A 22503-nucleotide genomic window follows, 5' to 3' on the forward strand; every position below is an offset into this window, starting at 1 on the left:
AGAAAAAATTACTATACCGTAAAAGCTTCACCACGCTATCGCCGCTTCAGCTAATGTCACATATTGGTTAATTTCAGGAGATTGTTTCGCGACGTGCGTTTTTCGGGCGAAAAGCTGCTACCACTTTCTCATCGGTTTCCACATAGGGACCGTCAAGCAGCTGTATACAATACGGTACACTTGCAAAGATGCCATGAACCAGGACGCTGCCATCTTCTGCTTTCAGCCCTTCCAGCGTCTCTTTAATCGACTTCGGCTGGCCCGGCAGGTTCAGGATCAACGCCTGCTTGCGGATCACCCCCACCTGGCGGGAAAGAATGGCCGTCGGAACAAAGTGTAGACTGATCTGGCGCATCTGTTCGCCGAAGCCAGGCATTTCACGATCGGCAATCGCCAGCGTCGCGTCCGGCGTCACGTCGCGGCGCGCGGGGCCGGTTCCGCCCGTCGTCAGAACAAGGTGGCAGCTCATCTCATCCACCAGTTCGCAAAGCGTCTGCTCGATGATCGGCTGTTCGTCAGGGATCAGGCGGGTCTGAATGTCAAAGGGGGTGGTCAGCGCGCTGCTCAACCACGCTTCCAGAGCGGGGATGCCTTTATCCTGGTAAACACCGCTGGAGGCGCGGTCAGAAATCGACACTAAGCCGATGCGTAAGGTATTCATATCCATTCCATTCAAAGAGTACTGATTAAAGGGAATGATACACGCAGAGAGGAGATTCAGACAGGGGACGAAAGAAGTCGCGTGACCGGGAGCCCGGTCACGCAGAATGATTACAGCAGGTCGCCGATCATTTTTTCCAGTTTGCCCTGGTCAACAGCAAACTTACGGATACCGTCCGCCAGTTTGTCTACCGCCATTGGATCCTGGTTGTGCTGCCACAGGAACTCGGATTCCGTGATGCGCTCTGGGCGTGCTTTCACTTCACCGGTGTAAGACAGTTTACGCTCCAGAGTACCTTCGCTTTCTGCCAGCTCTTTCAGCAGCGCAGGCGCGATGGTCAGGCGGTCACAGCCAGCCAGCTCGATGATTTCACCGACGTTACGGAAGCTTGCTCCCATAACCACAGTCTCATAGCCGTGCTGTTTGTAGTATTCGTAGATTTCAGTCACAGAAATCACGCCTGGATCTTCAGCCGGTGCGTACTCTTTCTTATCGGTGTTGGCTTTGTACCAGTCCAGAATACGGCCCACGAACGGAGAAATCAGGTATACGCCTGCTTCTGCACATGCACGCGCCTGCGCGAAGGAGAACAGCAGGGTCAGGTTACAGTTGATACCGTCTTTTTCCAGCTGCTCTGCCGCGCGAATACCCTGCCAGGTAGAAGCCAGTTTGATCAGGATACGGTCGTTGCTGATGCCCGCGTCGTTGTACATTTTGATCAGACGTTTCGCTTTGGCGATAGACGCTTCGGTGTCGTAGGAGAGACGCGCATCCACTTCGGTAGAGATACGGCCAGGAACCAGTTTCAGGATTTCCAGACCGATGTTCACTGCCAGTTTGTCGGTGGCATCCACAACCTGCTGCGCGCGGTCGTTGCTCTGCGCTTTCGCCCAGGTCACTGCGTCGTCAATCAGTTTGCGATACTCAGGGATCTGTGCGGCGTTAAGGATCAGAGAAGGGTTGGTTGTGGCATCCTGCGGCTGGTACAGCTTCATTGCCGCGATATCTCCGGTGTCAGCTACGACAGTGGTGAACTGACGAAGGGAGGTCAATTTATCCGTCATGATAGTGTTTCTCTTTTAACGTGCCCTGGATAATTCACGCTACCGACAGCATGCCTGCAGCGGAAAAATGACAGGTTTACTTGTTAGGGGGATGTAACCGGTCTGCCCTGATGATAACACGACGGAGGGGTAGCGCAACCGCAGACAGTGCGCTTAGGCAGAGTATGGTAAACTCGGAAGATTAACAGGCTGCTAAGCAACAGCATGCCCAATCAGTGGTAGCGCTTACATATTCACATTGGCATCAACAAGAGGGACGTTAATGCCTGATTTCTTTTTCTTTATTAACGAAGTCCTCTGGGGTTCGATAATGATTTACCTGCTTCTGGGAGCAGGTATTTGGTTTACGCTACGCAGTGGGTTTATCCAGTTTCGCTATATTCGCAAGTTTGGCAGAAGTCTGAAAAACAGCGTTACGCCCCAGCCGGGTGGATTAACGTCGTTCCAGGCACTCTGTACCAGCCTGGCAGCGCGTCTCGGCAGCGGCAATCTGGCGGGCGTTGCGCTGGCCATCAGCGCCGGTGGGCCAGGCGCGGTCTTCTGGATGTGGGTGACGGCGCTACTCGGAATGGCCACCTCCTTTGCCGAAAGTTCGCTTGCACAACTCTACAAAGAGAAAGATAAGCACGGCCAGTTTCGCGGTGGTCCTGCCTGGTACATGGCGCGTGGCCTGGGGATGCGCTGGATGGGCGTCCTGTTCTCGGTTTTTTTACTGCTCGCGTACGGCCTCATTTTTAATACCGTCCAGGCAAATTCTGTCGCCAATGCCCTGAGCTACGCCTTCTCCTGCCCGGAGTGGGTCGCCGGTATTGCTTTAGCCCTCCTCGTTCTGCTCACCATTTCTGCCGGTCTTAAGGGCATCGCCCGCCTGATGCAGTGGCTGGTGCCCATTATGGCGTTGCTCTGGGTTGCCGCGAGCCTGTTTGTTGCCGCACTGCATCTCGACCAGGTGCCGGGCGTGATTGCCACCATCGTCAAAAGCGCCTTTGGCTGGCGCGAAGTGGCCTCCGGGGCGCTGGGCTACACCTTCAGCCAGGCGCTGATGGCGGGCTTTCAGCGGGGCATGTTCTCCAATGAAGCCGGTATGGGGTCAACCCCCAACGCGGCCGCCGCCGCCTCTTCCTGGCCGCCGCACCCGGCCGCACAAGGCATTGTGCAGATGATTGGCGTCTTTACCGATACCATTATCATCTGTTCCGCCAGCGCCATGATTTTGCTGCTGGCAGGCCCCGTCCCGCATTCCTCAGGAACCGCCGGGATACAGCTTCTCCAGCAGGCGCTGGTGAACCTGACCGGCGGCTGGGGTGCAGGGTTTGTCTCGCTCATCCTGATCTTGTTTGCCTTCAGCTCAATAGTGGTGAATTACCTCTACGCCGAAAATAACCTTATTTTCCTGAAGCTCGACTCCCGCGCTGCAATCGGAACCCTGCGTCTCGGGGTCGTCCTGATGGTGATAGCAGGCTCCCTGCTCAGTATGCCGCTGGTCTGGCAACTGGCCGATATCATTATGGCGCTGATGGCGATCACTAACCTCACGGCAATCCTGCTGCTCTCACCCGTGGTGACCCTGATTGCCAGAGACTATCTTCGTCAGCGCAAACTGGGTGTTCCGCCGGTATTTGATCCCGCCCGCTATCCCGATATTAAGGCGCAGCTTGCCCCGGGCACGTGGGATGATTTGCCGCGGCAATAACAGCTATCGATCAATTCGGGGCGATTTTTTGCTAAAGTCGCTCTAAATTTCCTGCAAGGACTGGATATGCTGATTCTGATTTCACCTGCAAAAACGCTCGACTACCAGAGCCAACTCGCCACCGAGCGCTATACCCAGCCTGAACTGCTGGACTACTCGCAACAGCTGATCCGCGAAGCGCGCAAGCTCTCTGCACCGCAAATCGCCTCGCTGATGAGCATCAGCGACAAGCTGGCAGACCTTAACGCGACCCGCTTTCACGAGTGGCACCCGGATTTCACCCCGGCTAACGCTCGCCAGGCGATTCTGGCGTTTAAAGGCGATGTCTATACCGGCCTGCAGGCGGAAGATTTTAGCGAAGCCGATTTCGATTTTGCCCAGCAGCATCTGCGCATGCTGTCGGGTCTGTACGGCGTACTGCGCCCGCTGGATCTGATGCAGCCCTATCGTCTGGAGATGGGGATTCGTCTGGAGAATGCCAAAGGCAAAGATCTGTACCATTTCTGGGGCGATATCATCACCGATAAGCTGAACGCGGCACTGCGCGCTCAGGGCGATAACGTGGTGATTAACCTGGCATCCGATGAATACTACAAGTCGGTGAAACCGAAAAAGCTGGATGCAGAGATTATCAAACCGGTGTTCCTCGACGAGAAGAACGGTAAGTTCAAGGTGATCAGCTTCTACGCCAAGAAAGCGCGTGGCCTGATGAGCCGCTACATCATCCAGAACCGTCTGACAAAGCCGGAGCAGCTGACCGCCTTCAACAGCGAAGGCTATTTCTTTGACGAGACGTCGTCAGGGAAAGGCGAGCTGGTGTTTAAGCGCCACGAGCAGTAAAAACAAACCCCGCCAGCTGGCGGGGTTTTGCATTAATGGTGTTTCCAGTCCGGGCCGCGATCGTCGCGGTGGTCATCGTGGTGATGGTCATCATGGCGATCGTCATGTTTACGATGCTCATCATGCGGACGCCAGTGATTATCGCGCCAGTCATAATGCGCTTTCCACCAGTCGTGGTCGCGCCAGCGGCCGCCGTCCCAGTAGTGACCGTTATTATCCTGGTCGCCAATCTGCAGTTTGACCGCAGGCACAAGGGTGATTTCAGATGCCTGTACCGCTATGGGAGCGACCAGCATCAGTGAAAGCGCAATCAGCACAGGTTTCAGTGTAGACATCGGTGACTCCTTATTATCTTTGCCCAACGTGGGCCGATGTAAGGAGAGTACGCGAGGGGAACGGGGGATGTTATTCTCTGCAATCCTAAACGCTAAGTGACCGCATTTATTGGGAATTTCTGCTTTTTCCCTGCTATTTTTCTCCTTAATTTCTTCACAAAAAAGCCGGGTGGCGGCTTCGCCTTACCCGGCCTACTTTCTGAGCCGTTGTAGGTCGGGTAAGGCGTAGCCGCACCCGACAAAAATTATGCTCGGGTCATCATCAGCTTACGCAGCGCGGCAAAGTCTGCCGGCAGCTCATGTGACAGCAGCGGCAGGTCGGCACGCTCGGCCAGCTCTTTCGGCAGCGGCAGCGTTTCGCCCAGGATCGCTTCCACGCTCTCTTTAAACTTCGCCGGATGCGCGGTGCCCAGGAACAGGCCATATTCACCCGGGTTAAGCTGGTCGCGCAGCGCGCGGTAAGCAATCGCCGCATGCGGTTCAGAGGTATACCCCACCGCCTTCAGCTCGCGCATGGTCGCTTTGGTGGTTTCATCCGTCACCGCGGCGTAACCCAGATCGCCCAGACGCCAGATCTTACGGCGGAACAGCTCTTCCACGCGCGGCCAGTTGTTCGGCTGGCTCACGTCCATGGCGTTAGAGAGCGTTGCCTGCGTGGCGTTCGGCGCCCACTTCCCGTCTTTCAGGAAGCGCGGCACGGTGTCGTTAGCGTTGGTGGCGGCGATAAAGCGTTTCACCGGCAGACCCAGGGATTTCGCCAGCAGGCCAGCCGTCAGGTCACCAAAGTTACCGCTCGGCACGGAGATCACCAGCTGGTTACGCGCTTCCTGCGGCAGCTGCGCCACCGCTTCGAAGTAGTAGCAGATCTGCGCCAGCAGACGGCTGATGTTGATAGAGTTGGCAGAGTTCAGACCCAGGGCCACCTTCAGCTCTTCGTCGTCGAAGGCCTGCTTGACCAGCGCCTGACAGGCATCGAAATCACCGTCAATTGCCACGGTTTCAATGTTGCCGCCGAGCGTACAGAACAGTTTTTCCTGCAGCGGGCTGATTTTGCCTTTCGGATAGAGGATCACCACGCGGACGTTTTTCAGGCCGTAGAACGCGTGCGCCACCGCCGCACCGGTATCCCCGGAGGTCGCGGTCAGGATGGTCACCGGCTTGTCGCCGCTGATGTGGGTCAGCATTTGCGCCATAAAGCGGCCGCCGAAGTCTTTGAACGCCAGGGTCGGGCCGTGGAACAGCTCCAGGCAGCCAACGTCAGGCTCCACCTGCTTCACCGGTGCCGGGAAAGCGAACGCCGCACGCACACGCTCTTCCAGCAGCTCCTGCGGGATTTCGTCGCCGATAAACGCCGAAAGAATTTTAGTGCTGCGGGTGACAAAGTCCTGCTTCAGCAGTTCGTCGATGTCGGTCAGGTGGAATTCCGGCAGGTCATGCGGGAAGAACAGCCCCTGGTTTTTGCCCAGTCCCTGAGTGACTGCCTGCGCGAAGCTGACCTGCTCGTTATGATCTTTAAGGTTATAGAGTTTCATTGATTATCCCAGTACTCGTGCGCCAGCCGTGTCCAGACGGCAAATATGAACAAAGCCTTCCTGATTTTGCAGGTAGTGTTTAGAGAGCCAGTCCGCCACGCGCTGCGCGGTATCAGGCTTGTCGCACAGGGCGAACAGCGTCGGCCCGGAGCCGGAGATGCCGCACGCCTGCGCGCCAATATCCATCGATGCCTGTCGCGCCTCGTTAAAGCCGGGCAGCAGCTTCGTGCGGTACGGCTCGGCAATGACGTCCTTCATCAGTTTGGCCGCCAGCTGCGGCTGGCGGGTGTAGCAGGCGTGGATAAAGCCCGCCAGATGACGCCCGTGGGCAATACAGTCCTGACGACGATACTGCGCGGGCAGGATCGCACGCGCTTCCGCGGTTGAAACCTTGATACCCGGATAGGCCAGCACCCACAGCCACTCATCAAACCCTGGCACCTGCTGGCTGATGATGCCATTTTCTTCGATCATCAGCTGCATGCCGCCGAGGAAGCACGGCGCCACGTTGTCATAGTGAATGCTGCCGGAGATGCGCCCTTCCAGCTCGCCCATTAACCCCAGCAGGCGGTTGTTGTTCAGCGGCTTGCCGCAGTGCTCGTTCATCGCCACCAGCGCGGCGACCACCGAGCAGGCGCTGGAGCCCAGACCTGAGCCGATCGGCATACTTTTTTCCAGCGTCATGGCAACCGGCACGTTTTTGCCGATCTCCTGACAGAAGCGTTCCCAGCACTGATAGACGATATTTTCGCGCGGCTCAGACGGCAGTTTGCAGGCGTTGCGGCCCACGTTGTTCAGGCTGAAGCTGTCTGCCGCTTCCACCGTAACCGTATCGCCCAGCAGCGAACCATCCACCGGCGTCACCGCCGCACCCAGCACGTCAAATCCGACGCTCATATTCGCGCTGGAAGCCGGGGCATAAACTTTGACCATGTTAAACTCCTAACTTCCATGACAGGGTACGCAGCAGATCGGCAAACACACCCGCCGCCGTAACATCGTTCCCTGCGCCATAGCCGCGAAGCACCAGCGGCAGTGGCTGATAATAGTGGCTGTAAAACGCGAGGGCGTTTTCGCCGTTTTTGACTTTGTACAGCGGGTCGTTGCCATCCACTTCGGCAATCTTCACCCGGCACACGCCATCTTCTTCAATGTTGCCAACATAGCGCAATACCTTACCTTCATCACGGGCTTTTGCAACGCGCGCGGCAAACGCGTCGTCAAGCTGCGGCAAACTGGCCATAAAGGCAGCGACATCACCGCTGCTGTCAAATTCTGCCGGCAGGACAGGCTCAATCACGATATCCGAAAGCTCAAGCTCGCGGCCCGTTTCACGCGCGAGGATCAGCAGCTTGCGCGCCACGTCCATACCGGAAAGGTCGTCACGCGGATCCGGCTCGGTATAGCCCAGCTCGCGCGCGGCGCGGGTGGCTTCCGAGAGGCTCATCCCCTCATCCAGCTTGCCGAAGATAAACGACAGCGAGCCGGAGAGAATGCCGGAGAAACGCTGCAGTTCGTCGCCCGCGTTAAGCAGGTTCTGCAGGTTCTCGATAACCGGCAGGCCTGCCCCAACGTTGGTGTCGTACAGGAACTTGCGGCGCGACTTGCTCGCTGCCAGACGCAGCTGGTGATAGTAATCCATCGACGAGGTGTTGGCCTTTTTGTTCGGCGTCACCACGTGGAAACCTTCGCGCAGGAAGTCCGCGTACTGATCGGCCACCGCCTGGTTCGAGGTGCAGTCGACGATGACCGGGTTAAGCAGGTGATACTCTTTTACCAGACGGATCAGGCGGCCCAGGTTGAACGGCTCTTTCGCCTCCTTCATCTCGGCCTGCCAGTTTTCCAGGTTCAGGCCGTGGACGTTGGTCAGCAGCGCTTTGGAATTCGCGATCCCGCAGACGCGCAGGTCGATGTGTTTCTTCTTCAGCCATTCCTGCTGACGCTTAACCTGCTCCAGCAACGCGCCGCCGACGCCGCCGACGCCAATCAGGAACAGCTCGATAACCTGGTCGGTATTGAACAGCATCTGGTGGACCACGCGTACGCCAGTGGTCGCGTCATCGTTGTCCACGACAACAGAAATTGAACGCTCAGACGAGCCCTGGGCAATCGCCACGATATTGATATTGGCGCGCGCCAGTGCGGCAAAGAACTTGGCGGAGATACCGCGCAGGGTACGCATACCGTCGCCCACCACGGAGATGATCGCCAGACGCTCCTGAATCGCGAGCGGCTCCAGCAGCTCTTCTTTCAGCTCCAGATAGAACTCTTCCTCCAGCGCGCGGCGGGCGCGCAGGCAGTCGGCCTGCGGCACGCAGAAGCTGATGCTGTATTCGGAAGAGGACTGGGTGATCAGCACAACAGAGATACCGTTGCGGGACATGGCCGCAAACACGCGCGCCGCCATGCCGACCATCCCCTTCATCCCCGGACCGGAGACGCTGAACATCGCCATGTTGTTGAGGTTGGAGATGCCTTTCACCGGCAGACCGTCCTCATCGGTGCTCGCGCCAATCAGCGTACCCGGCGCCTGCGGGTTACCGGTATTTTTAATCAGGCAAGGGATCTGGAACTGGGCAATCGGGGAGATGGTACGCGGGTGAAGCACTTTGGCGCCGAAGTAGGAAAGCTCCATTGCTTCCTGGTACGACATCGACTTCAGCAGCCTGGCGTCCGGTACCTGGCGCGGGTCGCAGGTATAGACGCCGTCGACGTCAGTCCAGATCTCACAACAGTCTGCGCGTAAACAGGCGGCCAGCACGGCGGCGGAATAGTCGGAGCCGTTACGGCCCAGCACCACCAGCTCGCCCTTCTCGTTACCGGCGGTGAAGCCAGCCATCAGGATCATATGGTCAGACGGAATTTTGCTGGCGGCGATACGGCGGGTTGATTCGGCAATATCAACGGTGGATTCGAGGTAGTGGCCCACCGCCAGCAGTTTTTCAACGGGATCGATCACGGTCACGCTATGGCCGCGCGCTTCCAGCACGCCCGCCATGATGGCGATAGAGAGTTTTTCGCCCCGGCAGATCAGCGCCGCGTTGATGCTGTCCGGACACTGGCCGAGAAGGCTGATGCCGTGCAGGACGTGTTTGATTTGGGCAAATTCCTGCTCAACGAAAGACTTCAGCTGAGCGTGCGGGAAGCCAGGCAGCGCCTCTGCCAGCCCTTGCAGCAGGTCAGCGAAGATACGCTCTGCGTCGCTGATGTTCGGGAGTGCATCCTGGCCACCGATGGTTTTTTCAATCATCGCCACCAGATGGTTCGTGATTTTTGCCGGGGCAGAGAGCACGGTCGCAACCTGCCCCTGCCTGGCGTTGCTTTCCAGGATATCGGCAACACGCAGAAAACGTTCTGCATTTGCCACTGATGTACCGCCGAACTTCAACACTCGCATGGTTCTACCTCGTTTCCTTTAGCCGAAAAAAAAGCCCGCACTGTCTAGGTGCGGGCTTTTTTTTGTTTTTCCTGTACGCGTCAGCCCGCATCGTTACCTGTGGTAATGATGATGGTTGTGGTAATGGTGGTGATGCTGATGCGTTTCATGGATGTTGTGTACTCTGTCATTATTATCTGTCTGTGCTGTATTCTTTTAGGGTTAAAGGATCGGGCACCTTAAGTCAACGAATTTTTAATTTGATCACAATTCGGGAGACTCTCACGTCCCGCTGCCGTCGGATTTATTTTCATCCGAATACCCCAAAAGCAACCCTTAGCATCAGATGATTACACCATAATAAAAATATATGACAGCACTTTACTCGGCCAATTTTTTTTCAATATCGTGCAGCAAACGGTGCAGCATTGCCGTGTCGCGTTGCTCAAGACGGCCCAAACGCTGCTGTAACCAGTCGACCATTTTTTGATCGTCTGCCACACCCAGTTGCATGAGCAGGTTTTCCACGCGCGCGCGAAGTGCAGCCAGCTGGTTTTCATCGGAACCTGTAACAGGCGACTGCGGAATTTGTATTAAGGATGCTAATTGATAGCAATAGACCATCACCGCCTGGCCTAAATTGAGAGAAGGGTAATCTGCAACCATCGGCGCGCCTGTCAGCACATCCGCCAGTTCCAGTTCTTCATTGGTCAGCCCGGAATCTTCACGCCCAAACACCAGCGCCGCTTTCTCCAGCCACTGGCTTTTCTCGCTCAGCATCGGCACCAGCTCCGCTGGCGTGGCATAGTAGTGAAACTTCGCCCGGCTGCGCGCCGTGGTTGCGACGGTAAACGAAATATCGTGCAGCGCATCGGCAAGTGTAGCGTAAGTGGTTATATTATCGAGAATATCTCCCGATCCGTGCGCCACCCAACGGGCCGCTGGCTCCAGGTGGGCCGTGCTGTCCACGATACGTAAATCGGTAAAACCCATGGTCTTCATGGCACGCGCCGCTGCGCCTATATTTTCTGCTCTGGCTGGGGCAACCAGTACAATCGACAGATGCATTTATGCTCTCTTTTTAATCAGTTAGCGGGTAAAAATGTGATGCGCTTCAACATATTACGCAGCGCGAATTTACAAAATTGCAACACAAATCACCGAAATAGCGTTTCATAACAAATTAAAAACGCTAAACTATTCTGTGTCTGAACAATCAGTTAGAATGTTAACAGAACACTATTATCCTTATGTTTTATAATGGTAATAGCGGCATGAATACCCTATTCTGATTGGATTCGCTTCGTTTATAAATCAATGTCCGCAACTAGTTGGTTTATTGAAAAATTGTGACAAAGGCTAGCATTCGGCTACGATGATTTCATCAAACTGTTAACGTGCTACAATTGAACTTGATATATGTCAACGAAGCGTAGTTTTATTGGGTGTCTGGTGTCACTTAGCCTGTTATGTTGCTGTTAAAATGGTTAGGATGACAGCCGTTTTTGACACTGTCGGGTCCAAAGGGAAAGTACCCAAGACCAAGCTAATGATGTTGTTGACGTTGATGGAAAGTGCATCAAGAACGCAATTACGTACTTTAGTCACGTTAAGCCGATCATGTTAATTTGCGACATGCATCAGGCAGGTCAGGGACTTTTGTACTTCCTGTTTCGATTTAGTTGGCAATTTAGGTAGCAAACATGCAGACCCCGCACATTCTTATCGTTGAAGACGAGTTGGTAACACGCAACACGTTAAAGAGCATTTTCGAAGCAGAAGGCTACGATGTCTTTGAAGCGACCGATGGCGCAGAGATGCATCAGATCCTTTCTGAAAATGATATCAACCTGGTGATCATGGATATTAACCTGCCGGGCAAAAACGGTCTTCTACTGGCGCGCGAACTGCGCGAGCAGGCGAACGTCGCGTTAATGTTCCTGACGGGCCGTGATAACGAAGTTGATAAAATTCTTGGCTTGGAAATCGGTGCGGATGACTACATCACCAAGCCGTTCAATCCTCGCGAGTTAACCATTCGTGCACGCAACCTGCTATCCCGCACCATGAACCTGGGTACGGTCAGCGAAGAGCGTCGTAGCGTAGATAGCTACAAATTCAACGGCTGGGAACTTGATATCAATAGCCGTTCACTGATTAGCCCGAACGGTGAGCAGTATAAACTGCCGCGCAGTGAATTCCGCGCGATGCTGCACTTCTGCGAAAACCCGGGCAAAATTCAGTCCCGTGCAGAGCTGCTGAAGAAAATGACCGGCCGTGAGCTGAAACCGCACGACCGTACCGTAGACGTGACCATCCGTCGTATTCGTAAGCACTTCGAATCTACGCCAGATACGCCGGAAATCATCGCCACGATCCACGGCGAAGGGTACCGTTTCTGCGGCGATCTGCAGGAGTAATCCGCAGTTAACGCATTAAAAAACGGCGCATTTGCGCCGTTTTTTTTATTTCCAGATCCGCATCGTGTCGTTATCAGGCTCTGCGGGTGGCTCAGGTCGCTTCGGCTGAGAGAGCGAGTACCAGTCGAAATGCCGGGTCAGGTACATCACGGCGAACAGCGCCAGCGCGAGAACCGCTGACCCCAACAGCAGCGCGCTGTCCTCCGAGCGCAGCAGGAACCACATCACGACATCCAGCCCGAGCAGTGCCAGTACAAACAGCCCGCTGCGTTTCCAGCTTTTCAGCACGGCCTGCAGGTACATTCCGTTCATCGCTGCGCCAACCAGGCTTGCAACAACCCAGGCTGGCGTAAACCCGACGTGTTCAGACAGCGCCAGCAGCACCAGATAGAACAGGACCAGCGACAGCCCCACCAGCAGATACTGCATCGGGTGAAGGCGTAATCCGGTTAAGGTTTCGAAGACAAAGAAGGCCATAAACGTCAGCGCAATCAGCAAAATAGCGTACTTGATCGCACGGTCAGTCAGCTGATACTGATCGGCGGGCGTGGCTACCGTGACGCTAAAGGCCGGGAGCGCCTCCCACTCCGGCGACTCCTTGTCGTAGAACCAGCTCTCAAGGTTATTTGCAAACCAGCTGCTCTGCCAGTTCGCCTGGAAACCAGACTCGCCAATCTGATGCTTAACAGGGAGATAATCGCCCATAAAACCCGGATGCGGCCAGTTGCTGGTGAGCATCATTTCGCTATTACGCCCTACCGGTACCACCGCAAAACTGCCGGTTCCCGCCAGACTGAGGGACATCTCAAGCGTAAACGTTTTGGCTTCCAGCGCTTTGTCGGTCAGCGGGATGTGGATCCCCGCAAGCGCCCCGTAGACGCCTGAACCGGGTTCCACGCTTAGCGTCTCACCATTGATTTTAGAGATACTGACCGTGCCAATGCCCCGCGCGTCGCCAACGCCCGTCACGATAAACGGCTGCCCTGTCGCGATCGTTTCCCCTTTCAGCTGCTTCAGCTCGTCGGTATTAAACTGCGCTTTGATCTTCAGGTCAGTGTTCCAGATTTGCCCGTCATAGATGCCAATATTGCGGGACTCCACGCGCTGGTTCCCTTCCACAACCAGAGATTCCGGCAGAATGAAGTGCATATAGCTTTTCTTGTACTCGACCTTCTTCTCATCCTCTATCTTGTAAAAGATCTCCGTCATCGGAATCGCAATCATCGGACCGACCAGCTTTTGCGGTCCGCTGGTACTCTGACGAAGCGTATTTTCGACATCGTTGCGGTAGCTCTCCCGCTCTGATATCAGGTTACTGACCATAAAAAGCGGGACTAACAGCAGCAGGATGCACCCCAGCAGGGTGCTGACTTTCCAGAACAGGGGGGATTTCATCATTACGTCTCCTTTGTGATGAGGAGAGCGTAACCAGGCTGTGTGGGGTCAGTTTGAAGTTATGTGAAGGGACGGTGAAGTGTCAGCGTGGCCATCACGCCGCCTTCATCACGATTACGCAATGTAATCTCTCCCTGATGCAGACGCGCCACCTCCTGGACAAACGCCAGCCCGAGCCCGCTGCTCTTCAACCCGTTCTCGCGCGGCAGGGAATAAAAACGCTCAAAAATTCGCTCCAGCGCGTAATCCGGGATCCCGCTTCCGCTGTCGGTGACGAGAAGCTGTATCTGCCCGTGCTCCTCCCGGGCCGCCAGTTCAATGGCACCGACCTGCGGGGTAAAATCGATAGCGTTATCCAGCAAATTGCCGAGTGCCTGTTCGAGGAGGTCGGGATCGCCTTCCACATGAAGCGAAGCGGGCTGGAGGGTCAGCGCAATCTCTTTTGCCGCCAGCACCGCCGAGCGCGCATCGGCAAGCCGCGTAAACAGCAGATCGACGCGGACGGTCTGAGGCGTAATCTCGACCCGATTTTCAAGCCGCGCCTGAGTGAGCAGTTTTTCAACCAGAGACTGCATGCGCGCGTTTTGCACCAGAATATTATCGATAAACCGCGCGGCCACTTGCGGCGGTGGCTGCTCGGAGAGAATTTCTGCCGCGCCGCGTATGGCGGCGATGGGGCTTTTCAGCTCGTGGGTCAGCGCATGGACATAGCGTTCAATGTAGTTTTTCCCTTCAAGGCGAATGCGCATATTCTCCAGCGCCTGGGCCAGCTTGTGCAGTTCGCTGCTGCCAGGATTAGGCAGCGGGAGAGGTGTATCCGTGGTCACCGAGTCGGCATAGCGCGATAACGTACCGATAGATCGATTGATCCACCATGCCACAACGAGGCCAATCAGCAGGGCAATGCCGAGCAGCGCCCCGCCAGCCCACAGGATCCTTCGCTCGCTGCGGTGAATCACCGGCGCCATCGCGCTGTTCGGTTTCCCCACCGACAGCACGCCGATAATCTTGCCCTGATCCACAACCGGCGCGGCAACATACATCACCGTACTCTCCGGATCGTCGGGATGGCTCTGGGTACTGCGCGCGCCGTATTCGCCGCGAAGCGTCAGCCAGACATCGTTCCAGCGCGAATAATCTTGCCCCACGGCCAGACCGGCGGAATCAAACACGACCCTGCCCTGCGCATCGGTCATGTAGACGTGATACTCGTTACGCACTTTATGGATCCCGCCGATATTGGCGCGGAAAGGGCGCTGATGAAGCTGGGAAAAGGCCTGTGCCAGCTTGCCCTGCTGCGCGTGACCCGAAAGCAAATCATCACGTCCGATTTCGGCCAACAGGGTCGCGGTATCGATTAGCGTGCCCTCGGTTGCCCTACGCACGCCGGGCTTTACTTCCTGAACAAAGATCGACAGCACAAACCACGCGGCGATGGCCACGATCAGGAAGTATCCCAGCAATAGCCGCATCCCAATGCGCATCAGTAAAGGCCCAGACTGTAGCCCATACCGCGATGGGTGCTGATGGGTGACAGTTCTTCGTTCACCGCCCGCAGCTTGGCGCGCAGGGTTTTGATGTGGGTGTCCACGGTACGATCGAAGCTGTCGCCGTCTTCACCCCATACCTTGTCCATGAGCTGCTGACGCGAAAAGACCCGCCCGGGTGCCTGTAACAAGGTTTTGAGCAGCAAGAATTCGTAGCGGGTCAGGGGCAGTGCTTCCCCGCACCAGCTGATCCGCGCGGCAGGTTCGTTCAGTTCAAACTGCCCGATACGCAACGTTTCTGACGGTGCGGCGGATTTTTGCATGCGCCTCAAAATCGTCCGCACCCGGGCGCAGACTTCACGAGGGGAGAAAGGTTTCGCAACGTAGTCATCAGCGCCCATTTCCAGACCAAGCAGCTTGTCTACCTCATCACTGCGCGCCGTCAGAAACAGCACGGGCAGTGAGGGATGCTGCGCCAGCAGCCGGCGACAAAGCTCAAATCCACTGATGTCCGGCAGCCCGACATCCAGAATGGCAAGCGCCGGAACCTGCCGCCGCGCCTCCTCCAGCACGGGTAAGCCGCGTTCAAACGCCTTTACCGCGAATCCTTCCTGCTGAAGCATGTAGATCAGCGTATCGGCGATACTGGTTTCGTCTTCAACCAGCCAGACCACAGGTTGTTGCATGATTCATCCCTGAGTTACTGCCAAGGCATAATTGGCACCGCGCTGATCGCGTTTTTCGGCGAGCCTTCCACCACTTTATCGGAATAGGCGAGGTAAGCCAGCGTGTTGCGTTTGGCATCATAAAAACGCACCACCTGCAGCTTTTTAAACACCAGCGAGGTCCGTTTCTGGAATACCACGTCGCCCTGCGCTTTGCCGTTTTTAATTTTATCACTTAGCTCAACCGGCCCCACCTGCTGACACGAGATCGCCGCATCGGAGGTGTCTTCCGCCAGTCCCAGCCCGCCTTTGATACCGCCCGTTTTCGCGCGGCTGACGTAGCAGGTGACGTTTTTCACGTCCGGATCGTCAAACGCCTCCACCACGATTTTGTGGTCCGGGCCAAACATTTTGAACACGGTATCGACGGAGCCAATCTGCTCAGCCTGCGCCGCGCGCCCGACCATCAGCATCAACGCGGTGAAGATCAAAGTCTTGTATTTCATATTGTTACCATTCTTTAAAATTACATTGAGCAATTATTCAACACTTTAGATAAAAATGTAGCAAGATCACAGGATTAGAATATATCTGCCTGTAATGTGCTCTAAAAAGCATGAATGCGCAAAAAAAACACTGAATGCTAAAACATCAAAAAATGCTATTATCCGCTAACCTGTTATCAGGCACCTGCTGTTTTAAGGATGAGGATAGTATATGGATCAGGCTGGAATTATTCGCGACCTGCTCACCTGGCTGGAAGGTCATCTCGACCAGCCTTTGTCACTGGATAATGTGGCGGCTAAAGCAGGCTATTCCAAGTGGCATCTGCAAAGGATGTTCAAGGATGTCACCGGTCATGCTATCGGGGCCTATATTCGCGCGCGTCGTTTATCAAAATCTGCTGTGGCACTGCGCCTGACGGCGCGGCCGATTCTGGATATTGCCCTGCAATATCGTTTCGATTCGCAGCAGACCTTCACCCGCGCCTTTAAAAAACAGTTCTCGTTGACGCCAGCGCTTTATCGTCGCTCGCCTGACTGGAGCTCGTTTGGCATGCGTCCGCCGCTGCGTCTGGGCGAGTTCGCGATGCCGAAGTATGAAATTATTACCCTGCCAGAAACCCATCTGATCGGCACAACGCAGAGCTACTCCTGTTCACTGGAGCAGATTTCCGAGTTCCGTCATCAGATGCGCGTCCAGTTCTGGCGCGACTTCCTGAGCCACGCGCCGGCGATCCCGCCGATTCTGTATGGTCTCAACGAAACGCACCCGAGCCAGGAAAAAGACGACGAGCAGGAGGTGTTCTACACCACCGCGCTGACGCCGGATATGGCCAATGGCTACATTCAGGGTTCGAAGCCTGTCGTGCTGGAAGGCGGCGAATACGTGATGTTCGCCTATGAAGGGCTGGGAACGGGAGTTCAGGAGTTCATCCTGACCGTTTACGGAACCTGCATGCCGATGCTGAATCTGAATCGCCGTAAAGGTCAGGACATTGAGCGCTACTACCCGGCGCAGGATGCCAAACCGGAAGAAGGCCCAATCAATCTGCGTATGGAATTCTTGATTCCGATACGCCGTTAACGCTGCAGTTCGTCAAGCGCAGGGGCATCAAGATGCGAAATGTCCCCTGCCATCTCCACTACCCAACCTGACGCCAGCCACGCGCTTTCCTGATAATCAATCCGGGAAATGGAGCAGTTGCGCAGACGCAAACGGCGCTCGGCGTAAGCCGGTAACCCCAGAATGGTGCTCACCAGGCAACCCAACGCAATCCCGTGACTCACCAGCAGCGGACGGCTTCCTGCCGGGAGCTTCAGGCATTCCGCCAGTGCGGCATGCATACGTACGCTGAGCTCCTGCATGGATTCGCCCTCAGGAATACGGCCATCTTCGGTACCGTTCACCAGCGTGCGGCGCCAGCCCTCTTCCGTTTCCGTCAGCGTATCGATATGGCGTTTTTCCAGCACGCCCATATCCAGCTCGCGCAGGCGCGGCTCAAGCATGACGTCACAGCCGCAGGCGTCCGCGATGATGCGCGCCGTCTGCTGTGTGCGACCTAAATCGCTGGTAATCACGTGGGTTATGCCCAGCGTTCTGGCGCGTTCCGCCACCTGCCACGCTTGCTGCACACCCTTCTCAGTGAGAGGACTGTCTGACTGGCCTTGAATACGTCGCTCGGCGTTCCACTGCGTTTCACCGTGGCGAACAAGGTATACCTGTAACATGCTTTTTTTCCGTTATACTGCGATGAGTTTTTTTTGAATCGAGCTTAATTATGCACCATGTTGTCTCTGCTACCACTAATCCTGCCAAAATTCAGGCAATTCTAAGGGCATTTGACGAGATCTTCGGCGCAGGATCCTGCCATATTGAGGCCATCGGCGTCGAGAGTGGCGTGCCTGAACAGCCGTTTGGCAGCGAGGAAACGCGCGCTGGCGCACGAAATCGCGTGGCAAACGCTAAGGCCGCGGCACCGGATGCAGACTTTTGGGTAGCGATTGAAGCCGGTATCGACGAAGGCGCAACCTTTAGCTGGGTGGTCATTGAAAGCCGCGAGCAGCGCGGTGAAGCGCGTTCGGCCACCCTTCCGCTGCCGGAGATCATTCTGGAAAAAGTCCGTGCGGGTGAAGCGCTCGGGCCGGTGATGTCGCAGTACACCGGCATCGATGAGATTGGTCGTAAAGAAGGGGCGATTGGCGTCTTTACCGCAGGCGCGCTGACGCGTTCAGGCGTTTACCACCAGGCGGTGATCCTGGCGTTAAGCCCGTTCCATAACGCGATTTATCGTTGATCGCTTAATAAGACTGACTCGAGCCACTGGCGCAGCTCAACCGGCGCCGACTTCAGGCTGTTCGAGCCGCGGGTGATCGTTGCAATGCCCGCGCCGAGCTCATTCTTCAGCTCGCGCTGGCTCATCTCGCCGCGCAGCAACTCTTCAATGATCCGCACGCGCGTGCCCAGCGCCTCGCGCTCGTCCGGCGTGAGCATCAGCTGCATCAGGGGTAAATGCAGATCCTGTTCGTAAGACTGGCGAAGCAGCTCCACAAAACGAAGCCACTCCTGATGACGTTGTTCGGCCATTGCCGAGGAATACGGGGAATGCTGGGTCATGTTATGCTGCCTCTTGTACTCATTAGCGAGTACAGCATAACACAACCCACGCCGATCAGTAACGTCTCTGCCACTCGGCATCGCTCATCAGGGTATCTTTCTGCCCCATGAAGTAGCGATAGTAGGCGTCATAGGCCAGCACGTTCTTCACGTAGCCGCGCGTTTCCGAGAACGGGATGCTCTCGACAAACGCCACGGCGTCGATGCGTCCGGCGCTGTTGCCGAGCCAGGTGCGCACGCGTCCAGGCCCCGCGTTATACGCCGCCGACGAGAAGATGCGGTTATTGCCGAACTGCTGGTACACATACTGCAGGTAGCTGGTACCGATGTTGATGTTGGTATCCGGATCGAGAAGCTGTGACGGGCTGCTGTACCCAGGGATATTAAACATCTTCACCGTGTGCGTCGCCGTGCCCGGCATAATCTGCATCAGGCCGCTGGCGCCCACCGGGGAACGGACTTTCGGGTTCCATGCGCTCTCCTGACGGGCAATCGCCATCGCGTAGCTTTGCGGGATATCTTTGCCGCTGGTATAGCGATCGAAGAGATCTTTGTACGCCAGCGGGAAACGCTCTTCCAGATGATCCCAGAGCTTGCCGGCGATCGTCGCCTGCACGCTGAGATCCCACCAGTGGTTATCAAACGCATAGCGGGCAAGCTGGGCTTTTTCGTCGGTGGTGCGGCTGGTCACCAGATTCGCCCACTCGCTGCGCGCGGTGTTATCCATATTCCAGTACATCAGCTCGCGAACGCGCGCCATTTCTGGCCCCTGCGTCAGCGCCGGGTTCGCGTTAGCGGGCGCTTTATCAATGCGGAAGGTATACTCCTCGCCCAGGCGCTGCGCGGCCGCCATCGGGTAGAACCCGCGCTGCTGCATCAGCGTATGGAGGATCTCTTTAGCTTCATCATCACGACCGCGCTCCAACAGCAGATCGGCCTGCCAGTAGCGCCATTCGTCTTTCTCTTTAGCCTCCATTGGCAACCGCGCGAGCCAGGTATTCAGCCCACGGCGATCGCCCGTGCCCAGCGCCATGCGCACGCGGCGTTCCACCAGCGACGTGGAGTTCGAACGCATAATGGCATCGTCACGCCAGCGCGCCTGTTCATCGGTCACATCGGTGCCCATCAGTCGCCACGCCACGATGTCGCGCAGCTCCTGGGTTTGCTCCTCATTAAGCTGCTGCGCCTGCACCAGTTGCGGGATCATCAGCCGCGCGTTTTCCACGTCGTCACGCGCCACGCTGGCAAAGGCCACCGCCGCCATCTGGCGGGTAAAATCGGTCGCGCCCGTACTGCGGGCAAAGGTCAGCACGCTGTTCGGATCGTTAGCCAGCGAGATAACCGCGGTGGAGATTGTCTGGTAATCGGACGGCATCTGCCCCGCCAGCGTGGTCACCAGACGCGTGTTACCGGCCTTCATCGCCAGACGGATGCGCTCAAGGTAGGACAGCGGATCCTGCTTGCCGGATGCGCGCCACGCGCCAAACAGGGAATCACAGGCGTTCGGTTGGTTTTTCCCGGTCAGCCAGAGCTCTTTCGCCCCGGCCCAGGCCTCTTCCTGCTGGCCAGTCGCCCATTTCGCGTAGTAGTAGTTACACTGGGCTTCGGTGGCGTTCGGCTTTTCAGGACTAAACGCCAGCAGTCCACGCCAGTCTTCGCGACGCGCCAGCTCATTCACAAAACGAGACTGGAGATTTCGGGCTGGCGGCAGGGTCGGGTTCGCCTGAATGAAGTTATTCACGGTGACGGTAGGCTGGTTCATCAGATCGTCCGTAATCTGGCGATACTCCAGATACGGATACAGCGGATAATCCTTTAGCGTCGGCATTAGCGCCTGCACGGTATCCATCTGCTTGTTGTCCCACGCCTGTTTAATCTGGGCGTAGCGATTACGTTGTTCATCCAGTGAATCGGCATGCACCGCCTGGCTTACCGCCATTACGCATACGCTGGCAGCCAGCAGACGCCAGACCACCCGTTTGGCTTTTTCCACAAGCTCTTCCTCATTGTTTTTTCGTCAATTGCAGCGTCTTGCCACGTCAAAGTCTAATTAACTTATGCTAACCAGGCATCCTTCAACGCGCCACGTCATGGACACTTTTTTACCTTTCTTGCGCGTTTTAACACTCCCGACGTTCCTGGCTGGGATTAGGCCGTGAAAAAGGCTACACTTCGAGGCTGAAATTCCTTCTCATTACGATAAAAGAGGCGAAGTCCAACGTGGCTCAATTCGTTTATACCATGCATCGTGTCGGCAAAGTTGTCCCGCCGAAACGTCATATTCTTAAAAATATCTCGCTGAGCTTCTTCCCGGGCGCAAAAATCGGTGTTCTGGGTCTCAACGGTGCCGGTAAGTCCACCCTGCTGCGCATCATGGCCGGCATTGATACAGACATCGAAGGTGAAGCCCGTCCGCAGCCTGGCATCAAGATCGGCTACCTGCCGCAGGAACCTCAGCTGAATCCGGAACACACCGTGCGTGAGTCCGTTGAAGAAGCGGTTTCCGAAGTGGTTAACGCCCTGAAAGGTCTGGATGAAGTGTATGCCAAATACGCCGAACCGGATGCGGACTTCGACAAGCTGGCCGCGCAGCAGGGCAAGTATGAAGAGATTATCCAGGCGCACGACGGTCACAACCTGAACGTGCAGTTGGAGCGCGCGGCTGATGCCCTGCGTCTGCCGGACTGGGATGCGAAAATCGCGAACCTCTCCGGTGGTGAACGCCGCCGCGTGGCGCTGTGCCGCCTGCTGCTGGAAAAACCAGACATGCTGCTGCTCGACGAACCGACCAACCACCTGGATGCGGAATCCGTGGCGTGGCTGGAGCGCTTCCTGCATGACTTCGAAGGCACCGTTGTGGCGATCACCCACGACCGTTACTTCCTCGACAACGTCGCCGGCTGGATCCTGGAGCTGGACCGCGGCGAAGGTATTCCGTGGGAAGGCAACTACTCCTCCTGGCTGGAGCAGAAAGATCAGCGTCTGGCTCAGGAAGCGTCTCAGGAAGCGGCCCGTCGTAAGTCTATCGAGAAAGAGCTGGAGTGGGTGCGTCAGGGCGCGAAAGGCCGTCAGTCTAAGGGCAAAGCCCGTCTGGCACGCTTCGAAGAGCTGAACAACACCGAATACCAGAAACGTAACGAAACCAACGAACTGTTTATTCCACCTGGAGCACGTCTGGGGGATAAAGTGGTTGAAGTCAGCAACCTGCGTAAGTCTTACGGCGACCGCCTGCTGATCGACGACCTGACCTTCTCCGTACCGAAAGGCGCTATCGTCGGCATCATCGGTCCGAACGGCGCGGGTAAATCAACCCTGTTCCGCATGATGTCCGGTCAGGAACAGCCTGATAGCGGCTCAATCACCCTGGGTGAAACCGTGAAGCTGGCCTCCGTTGACCAGTTCCGTGACGCGATGGATAACAGCAAAACCGTGTGGGAAGAAGTCTCCGGCGGTCTGGATATCATGCGTATCGGCAACACCGAGATGCCAAGCCGCGCCTACGTTGGTCGCTTTAACTTTAAAGGCACCGATCAGGGCAAACGCGTGGGCGAGCTGTCCGGCGGTGAGCGCGGTCGTCTGCACCTGGCGAAGCTGCTGCAGGTGGGCGGTAACGTTCTGCTGCTCGATGAACCAACCAACGACCTGGATATCGAAACCCTGCGCGCGCTGGAAAACGCCCTGCTGGAGTTCCCGGGCTGCGCGATGGTTATCTCGCACGACCGCTGGTTCCTGGACCGTATCGCGACCCACATCCTGGACTACCAGGACGAAGGTAAAGTGGAGTTCTTCGAAGGTAACTTCACCGAATACGAAGAGTACAAGAAACGCACGCTGGGCGCCGACGCGCTGGAGCCGAAGCGTATTAAGTACAAGCGTATTGCGAAATAAAAGCAAAACGGCAACTTCGGTTGCCGTTTT

Annotated in this window: 22 protein-coding genes and 1 other annotated feature; of the genes, 6 read left to right on the forward strand and 16 right to left on the reverse strand. The window is 56.3% G+C overall.

Annotated features, from left to right (window positions below):
• Positions 1 to 73: 73 nt before the first annotated feature.
• Together mog and tal are read right to left on the reverse strand one after the other, a co-directional pair.
• Entirely contained in the window at positions 74 to 661 is a 588-nt protein-coding gene (gene mog, locus P349_RS13910; protein WP_024907419.1) for a molybdopterin adenylyltransferase, read from the reverse strand.
• A gap of 110 nt (positions 662 to 771) precedes the next feature.
• Positions 772 to 1725 carry a transaldolase gene (gene tal / locus P349_RS13905; RefSeq protein WP_024907418.1) on the reverse strand — a complete coding sequence of 318 codons (954 nt, stop codon included), beginning with the start codon at positions 1723 to 1725 and terminating at the stop codon, positions 772 to 774.
• A gap of 262 nt (positions 1726 to 1987) precedes the next feature.
• On the opposite strand from tal, the gene P349_RS13900 reads away from it, so the two are divergent.
• The gene (locus P349_RS13900) at positions 1988 to 3418 is read left to right on the forward strand and encodes an alanine/glycine:cation symporter family protein (protein ID WP_032649865.1); all 1431 of its coding nucleotides are present in this window, start codon (positions 1988 to 1990) and stop codon (positions 3416 to 3418) included.
• Between the two features lie 66 nt (positions 3419 to 3484).
• A complete protein-coding gene (gene yaaA, locus P349_RS13895; protein ID WP_032649867.1) occupies positions 3485 to 4258 on the forward strand; it encodes a peroxide stress protein YaaA in 774 nt (257 codons plus the stop codon).
• Between the two features lie 32 nt (positions 4259 to 4290).
• Here the strand turns inward: yaaA and P349_RS13890 are convergent, their stop codons facing one another.
• The 7 genes from P349_RS13890 to yjjY all read right to left on the reverse strand — a co-directional run bounded on the left by P349_RS13890 (position 4291) and on the right by yjjY (position 11109).
• Positions 4291 to 4593, reverse strand: coding sequence for a DUF2502 domain-containing protein (locus tag P349_RS13890; protein WP_032649869.1), 303 nt, complete (start codon positions 4591 to 4593; stop codon positions 4291 to 4293).
• A gap of 245 nt (positions 4594 to 4838) precedes the next feature.
• Positions 4839 to 6125, reverse strand: a complete 1287-nt coding sequence (gene thrC, locus P349_RS13885; RefSeq protein WP_024907414.1) for a threonine synthase — start codon at positions 6123 to 6125, stop codon at positions 4839 to 4841.
• A 3-nt stretch (positions 6126 to 6128) separates the two neighbouring features.
• Positions 6129 to 7058 (reverse strand): homoserine kinase, encoded by a 930-nt coding sequence (thrB, locus tag P349_RS13880; RefSeq protein WP_024907413.1) that lies wholly within the window; start codon positions 7056 to 7058, stop codon positions 6129 to 6131.
• 1 nt (position 7059) lies between these two features.
• Positions 7060 to 9522, reverse strand: coding sequence for a bifunctional aspartate kinase/homoserine dehydrogenase I (gene thrA, locus P349_RS13875; RefSeq protein WP_032649870.1), 2463 nt, complete (start codon positions 9520 to 9522; stop codon positions 7060 to 7062).
• A 24-nt stretch (positions 9523 to 9546) separates the two neighbouring features.
• Positions 9547 to 9664 (reverse strand) — a sequence feature (Thr leader region).
• Positions 9603 to 9671, reverse strand: coding sequence for a thr operon leader peptide (gene thrL / locus P349_RS25355; RefSeq protein WP_015572623.1), 69 nt, complete (start codon positions 9669 to 9671; stop codon positions 9603 to 9605). Its footprint overlaps the feature before it by 62 nt.
• A 211-nt stretch (positions 9672 to 9882) precedes the next feature.
• On the reverse strand, positions 9883 to 10569 hold the full coding sequence (locus P349_RS13870; RefSeq protein ID WP_032649873.1) for a tRNA/rRNA methyltransferase: 687 nt from the start codon (positions 10567 to 10569) through the stop codon (positions 9883 to 9885).
• Between the two features lie 399 nt (positions 10570 to 10968).
• Positions 10969 to 11109: a protein YjjY gene (yjjY, locus tag P349_RS26300; protein ID WP_085928893.1), complete on the reverse strand. Its 141-nt coding sequence runs from the start codon at positions 11107 to 11109 to the stop codon at positions 10969 to 10971.
• Between the two features lie 95 nt (positions 11110 to 11204).
• Here yjjY and arcA point away from each other — a divergent pair, with 95 nt between their 5' ends.
• Complete coding sequence (arcA, locus tag P349_RS13865; protein ID WP_003856501.1) at positions 11205 to 11921, forward strand: two-component system response regulator ArcA; 717 nt, start codon at positions 11205 to 11207, stop codon at positions 11919 to 11921.
• A gap of 45 nt (positions 11922 to 11966) precedes the next feature.
• Here the strand turns inward: arcA and creD are convergent, their stop codons facing one another.
• From creD to creA, 4 genes are read right to left on the reverse strand one after another with little or no spacing between them, the layout of a single operon-like run.
• Complete coding sequence (gene creD / locus P349_RS13860; protein ID WP_032649874.1) at positions 11967 to 13319, reverse strand: cell envelope integrity protein CreD; 1353 nt, start codon at positions 13317 to 13319, stop codon at positions 11967 to 11969.
• Between the two features lie 56 nt (positions 13320 to 13375).
• Entirely contained in the window at positions 13376 to 14800 is a 1425-nt protein-coding gene (creC, locus tag P349_RS13855) for a two-component system sensor histidine kinase CreC (RefSeq protein ID WP_032649876.1), read from the reverse strand.
• On the reverse strand, positions 14800 to 15489 hold the full coding sequence (gene creB, locus P349_RS13850) for a two-component system response regulator CreB (protein WP_032649878.1): 690 nt from the start codon (positions 15487 to 15489) through the stop codon (positions 14800 to 14802). Before creB ends, creC begins: the two co-directional genes overlap by 1 nt.
• A gap of 14 nt (positions 15490 to 15503) precedes the next feature.
• Positions 15504 to 15974, reverse strand: a complete 471-nt coding sequence (creA, locus tag P349_RS13845; RefSeq protein ID WP_024907407.1) for a protein CreA — start codon at positions 15972 to 15974, stop codon at positions 15504 to 15506.
• Between the two features lie 211 nt (positions 15975 to 16185).
• On the opposite strand from creA, the gene robA reads away from it, so the two are divergent.
• Positions 16186 to 17055: an MDR efflux pump AcrAB transcriptional activator RobA gene (gene robA / locus P349_RS13840; RefSeq protein ID WP_024907406.1), complete on the forward strand. Its 870-nt coding sequence runs from the start codon at positions 16186 to 16188 to the stop codon at positions 17053 to 17055.
• Here robA and gpmB read toward each other — a convergent pair.
• Entirely contained in the window at positions 17052 to 17699 is a 648-nt protein-coding gene (gene gpmB / locus P349_RS13835) for a 2,3-diphosphoglycerate-dependent phosphoglycerate mutase GpmB (protein WP_008502057.1), read from the reverse strand. The genes robA and gpmB overlap by 4 nt on opposite strands.
• 50 nt (positions 17700 to 17749) lie before the next feature.
• Here gpmB and yjjX point away from each other — a divergent pair, with 50 nt between their 5' ends.
• The gene (yjjX, locus tag P349_RS13830) at positions 17750 to 18265 is read left to right on the forward strand and encodes an inosine/xanthosine triphosphatase (protein WP_032649880.1); all 516 of its coding nucleotides are present in this window, start codon (positions 17750 to 17752) and stop codon (positions 18263 to 18265) included.
• Here yjjX and trpR read toward each other — a convergent pair.
• Together trpR and sltY are read right to left on the reverse strand one after the other, a co-directional pair.
• The gene (gene trpR / locus P349_RS13825) at positions 18256 to 18585 is read right to left on the reverse strand and encodes a trp operon repressor (RefSeq protein WP_024907404.1); all 330 of its coding nucleotides are present in this window, start codon (positions 18583 to 18585) and stop codon (positions 18256 to 18258) included. The genes yjjX and trpR overlap by 10 nt on opposite strands.
• A 55-nt stretch (positions 18586 to 18640) precedes the next feature.
• Positions 18641 to 20578, reverse strand: coding sequence for a murein transglycosylase (gene sltY / locus P349_RS13820; RefSeq protein WP_032649881.1), 1938 nt, complete (start codon positions 20576 to 20578; stop codon positions 18641 to 18643).
• 227 nt (positions 20579 to 20805) lie between these two features.
• On the opposite strand from sltY, the gene ettA reads away from it, so the two are divergent.
• Positions 20806 to 22473 (forward strand): energy-dependent translational throttle protein EttA, encoded by a 1668-nt coding sequence (gene ettA, locus P349_RS13815; protein ID WP_032649883.1) that lies wholly within the window; start codon positions 20806 to 20808, stop codon positions 22471 to 22473.
• The last annotated feature ends 30 nt before the right edge of the window (positions 22474 to 22503 follow it).

This window comes from Enterobacter sp. DC4 (assembly GCF_000568095.1).
GTDB lineage: Bacteria > Pseudomonadota > Gammaproteobacteria > Enterobacterales > Enterobacteriaceae > Enterobacter > Enterobacter pseudoroggenkampii.

What these genes read in the sequence shown, in the direction of transcription:
- creA (WP_024907407.1), bottom strand. Translation starts at nt 15,974, where the DNA reads ATGAAATACAAGACTTTGATCTTCACCGCGTTGATGCTGATGGTCGGG.
- yjjX (WP_032649880.1), top strand. Translation starts at nt 17,750, where the DNA reads ATGCACCATGTTGTCTCTGCTACCACTAATCCTGCCAAAATTCAGGCA.
- arcA (WP_003856501.1), top strand. Translation starts at nt 11,205, where the DNA reads ATGCAGACCCCGCACATTCTTATCGTTGAAGACGAGTTGGTAACACGC.
- robA (WP_024907406.1), top strand. Translation starts at nt 16,186, where the DNA reads ATGGATCAGGCTGGAATTATTCGCGACCTGCTCACCTGGCTGGAAGGT.
- creC (WP_032649876.1), bottom strand. Translation starts at nt 14,800, where the DNA reads ATGCGCATTGGGATGCGGCTATTGCTGGGATACTTCCTGATCGTGGCC.
- P349_RS13890 (WP_032649869.1), bottom strand. Translation starts at nt 4,593, where the DNA reads ATGTCTACACTGAAACCTGTGCTGATTGCGCTTTCACTGATGCTGGTC.
- yaaA (WP_032649867.1), top strand. Translation starts at nt 3,485, where the DNA reads ATGCTGATTCTGATTTCACCTGCAAAAACGCTCGACTACCAGAGCCAA.
- creD (WP_032649874.1), bottom strand. Translation starts at nt 13,319, where the DNA reads ATGATGAAATCCCCCCTGTTCTGGAAAGTCAGCACCCTGCTGGGGTGC.
- thrB (WP_024907413.1), bottom strand. Translation starts at nt 7,058, where the DNA reads ATGGTCAAAGTTTATGCCCCGGCTTCCAGCGCGAATATGAGCGTCGGA.
- P349_RS13900 (WP_032649865.1), top strand. Translation starts at nt 1,988, where the DNA reads ATGCCTGATTTCTTTTTCTTTATTAACGAAGTCCTCTGGGGTTCGATA.
- tal (WP_024907418.1), bottom strand. Translation starts at nt 1,725, where the DNA reads ATGACGGATAAATTGACCTCCCTTCGTCAGTTCACCACTGTCGTAGCT.
- gpmB (WP_008502057.1), bottom strand. Translation starts at nt 17,699, where the DNA reads ATGTTACAGGTATACCTTGTTCGCCACGGTGAAACGCAGTGGAACGCC.
- trpR (WP_024907404.1), bottom strand. Translation starts at nt 18,585, where the DNA reads ATGACCCAGCATTCCCCGTATTCCTCGGCAATGGCCGAACAACGTCAT.
- mog (WP_024907419.1), bottom strand. Translation starts at nt 661, where the DNA reads ATGAATACCTTACGCATCGGCTTAGTGTCGATTTCTGACCGCGCCTCC.
- thrC (WP_024907414.1), bottom strand. Translation starts at nt 6,125, where the DNA reads ATGAAACTCTATAACCTTAAAGATCATAACGAGCAGGTCAGCTTCGCG.
- creB (WP_032649878.1), bottom strand. Translation starts at nt 15,489, where the DNA reads ATGCAACAACCTGTGGTCTGGCTGGTTGAAGACGAAACCAGTATCGCC.
- thrA (WP_032649870.1), bottom strand. Translation starts at nt 9,522, where the DNA reads ATGCGAGTGTTGAAGTTCGGCGGTACATCAGTGGCAAATGCAGAACGT.
- P349_RS13870 (WP_032649873.1), bottom strand. Translation starts at nt 10,569, where the DNA reads ATGCATCTGTCGATTGTACTGGTTGCCCCAGCCAGAGCAGAAAATATA.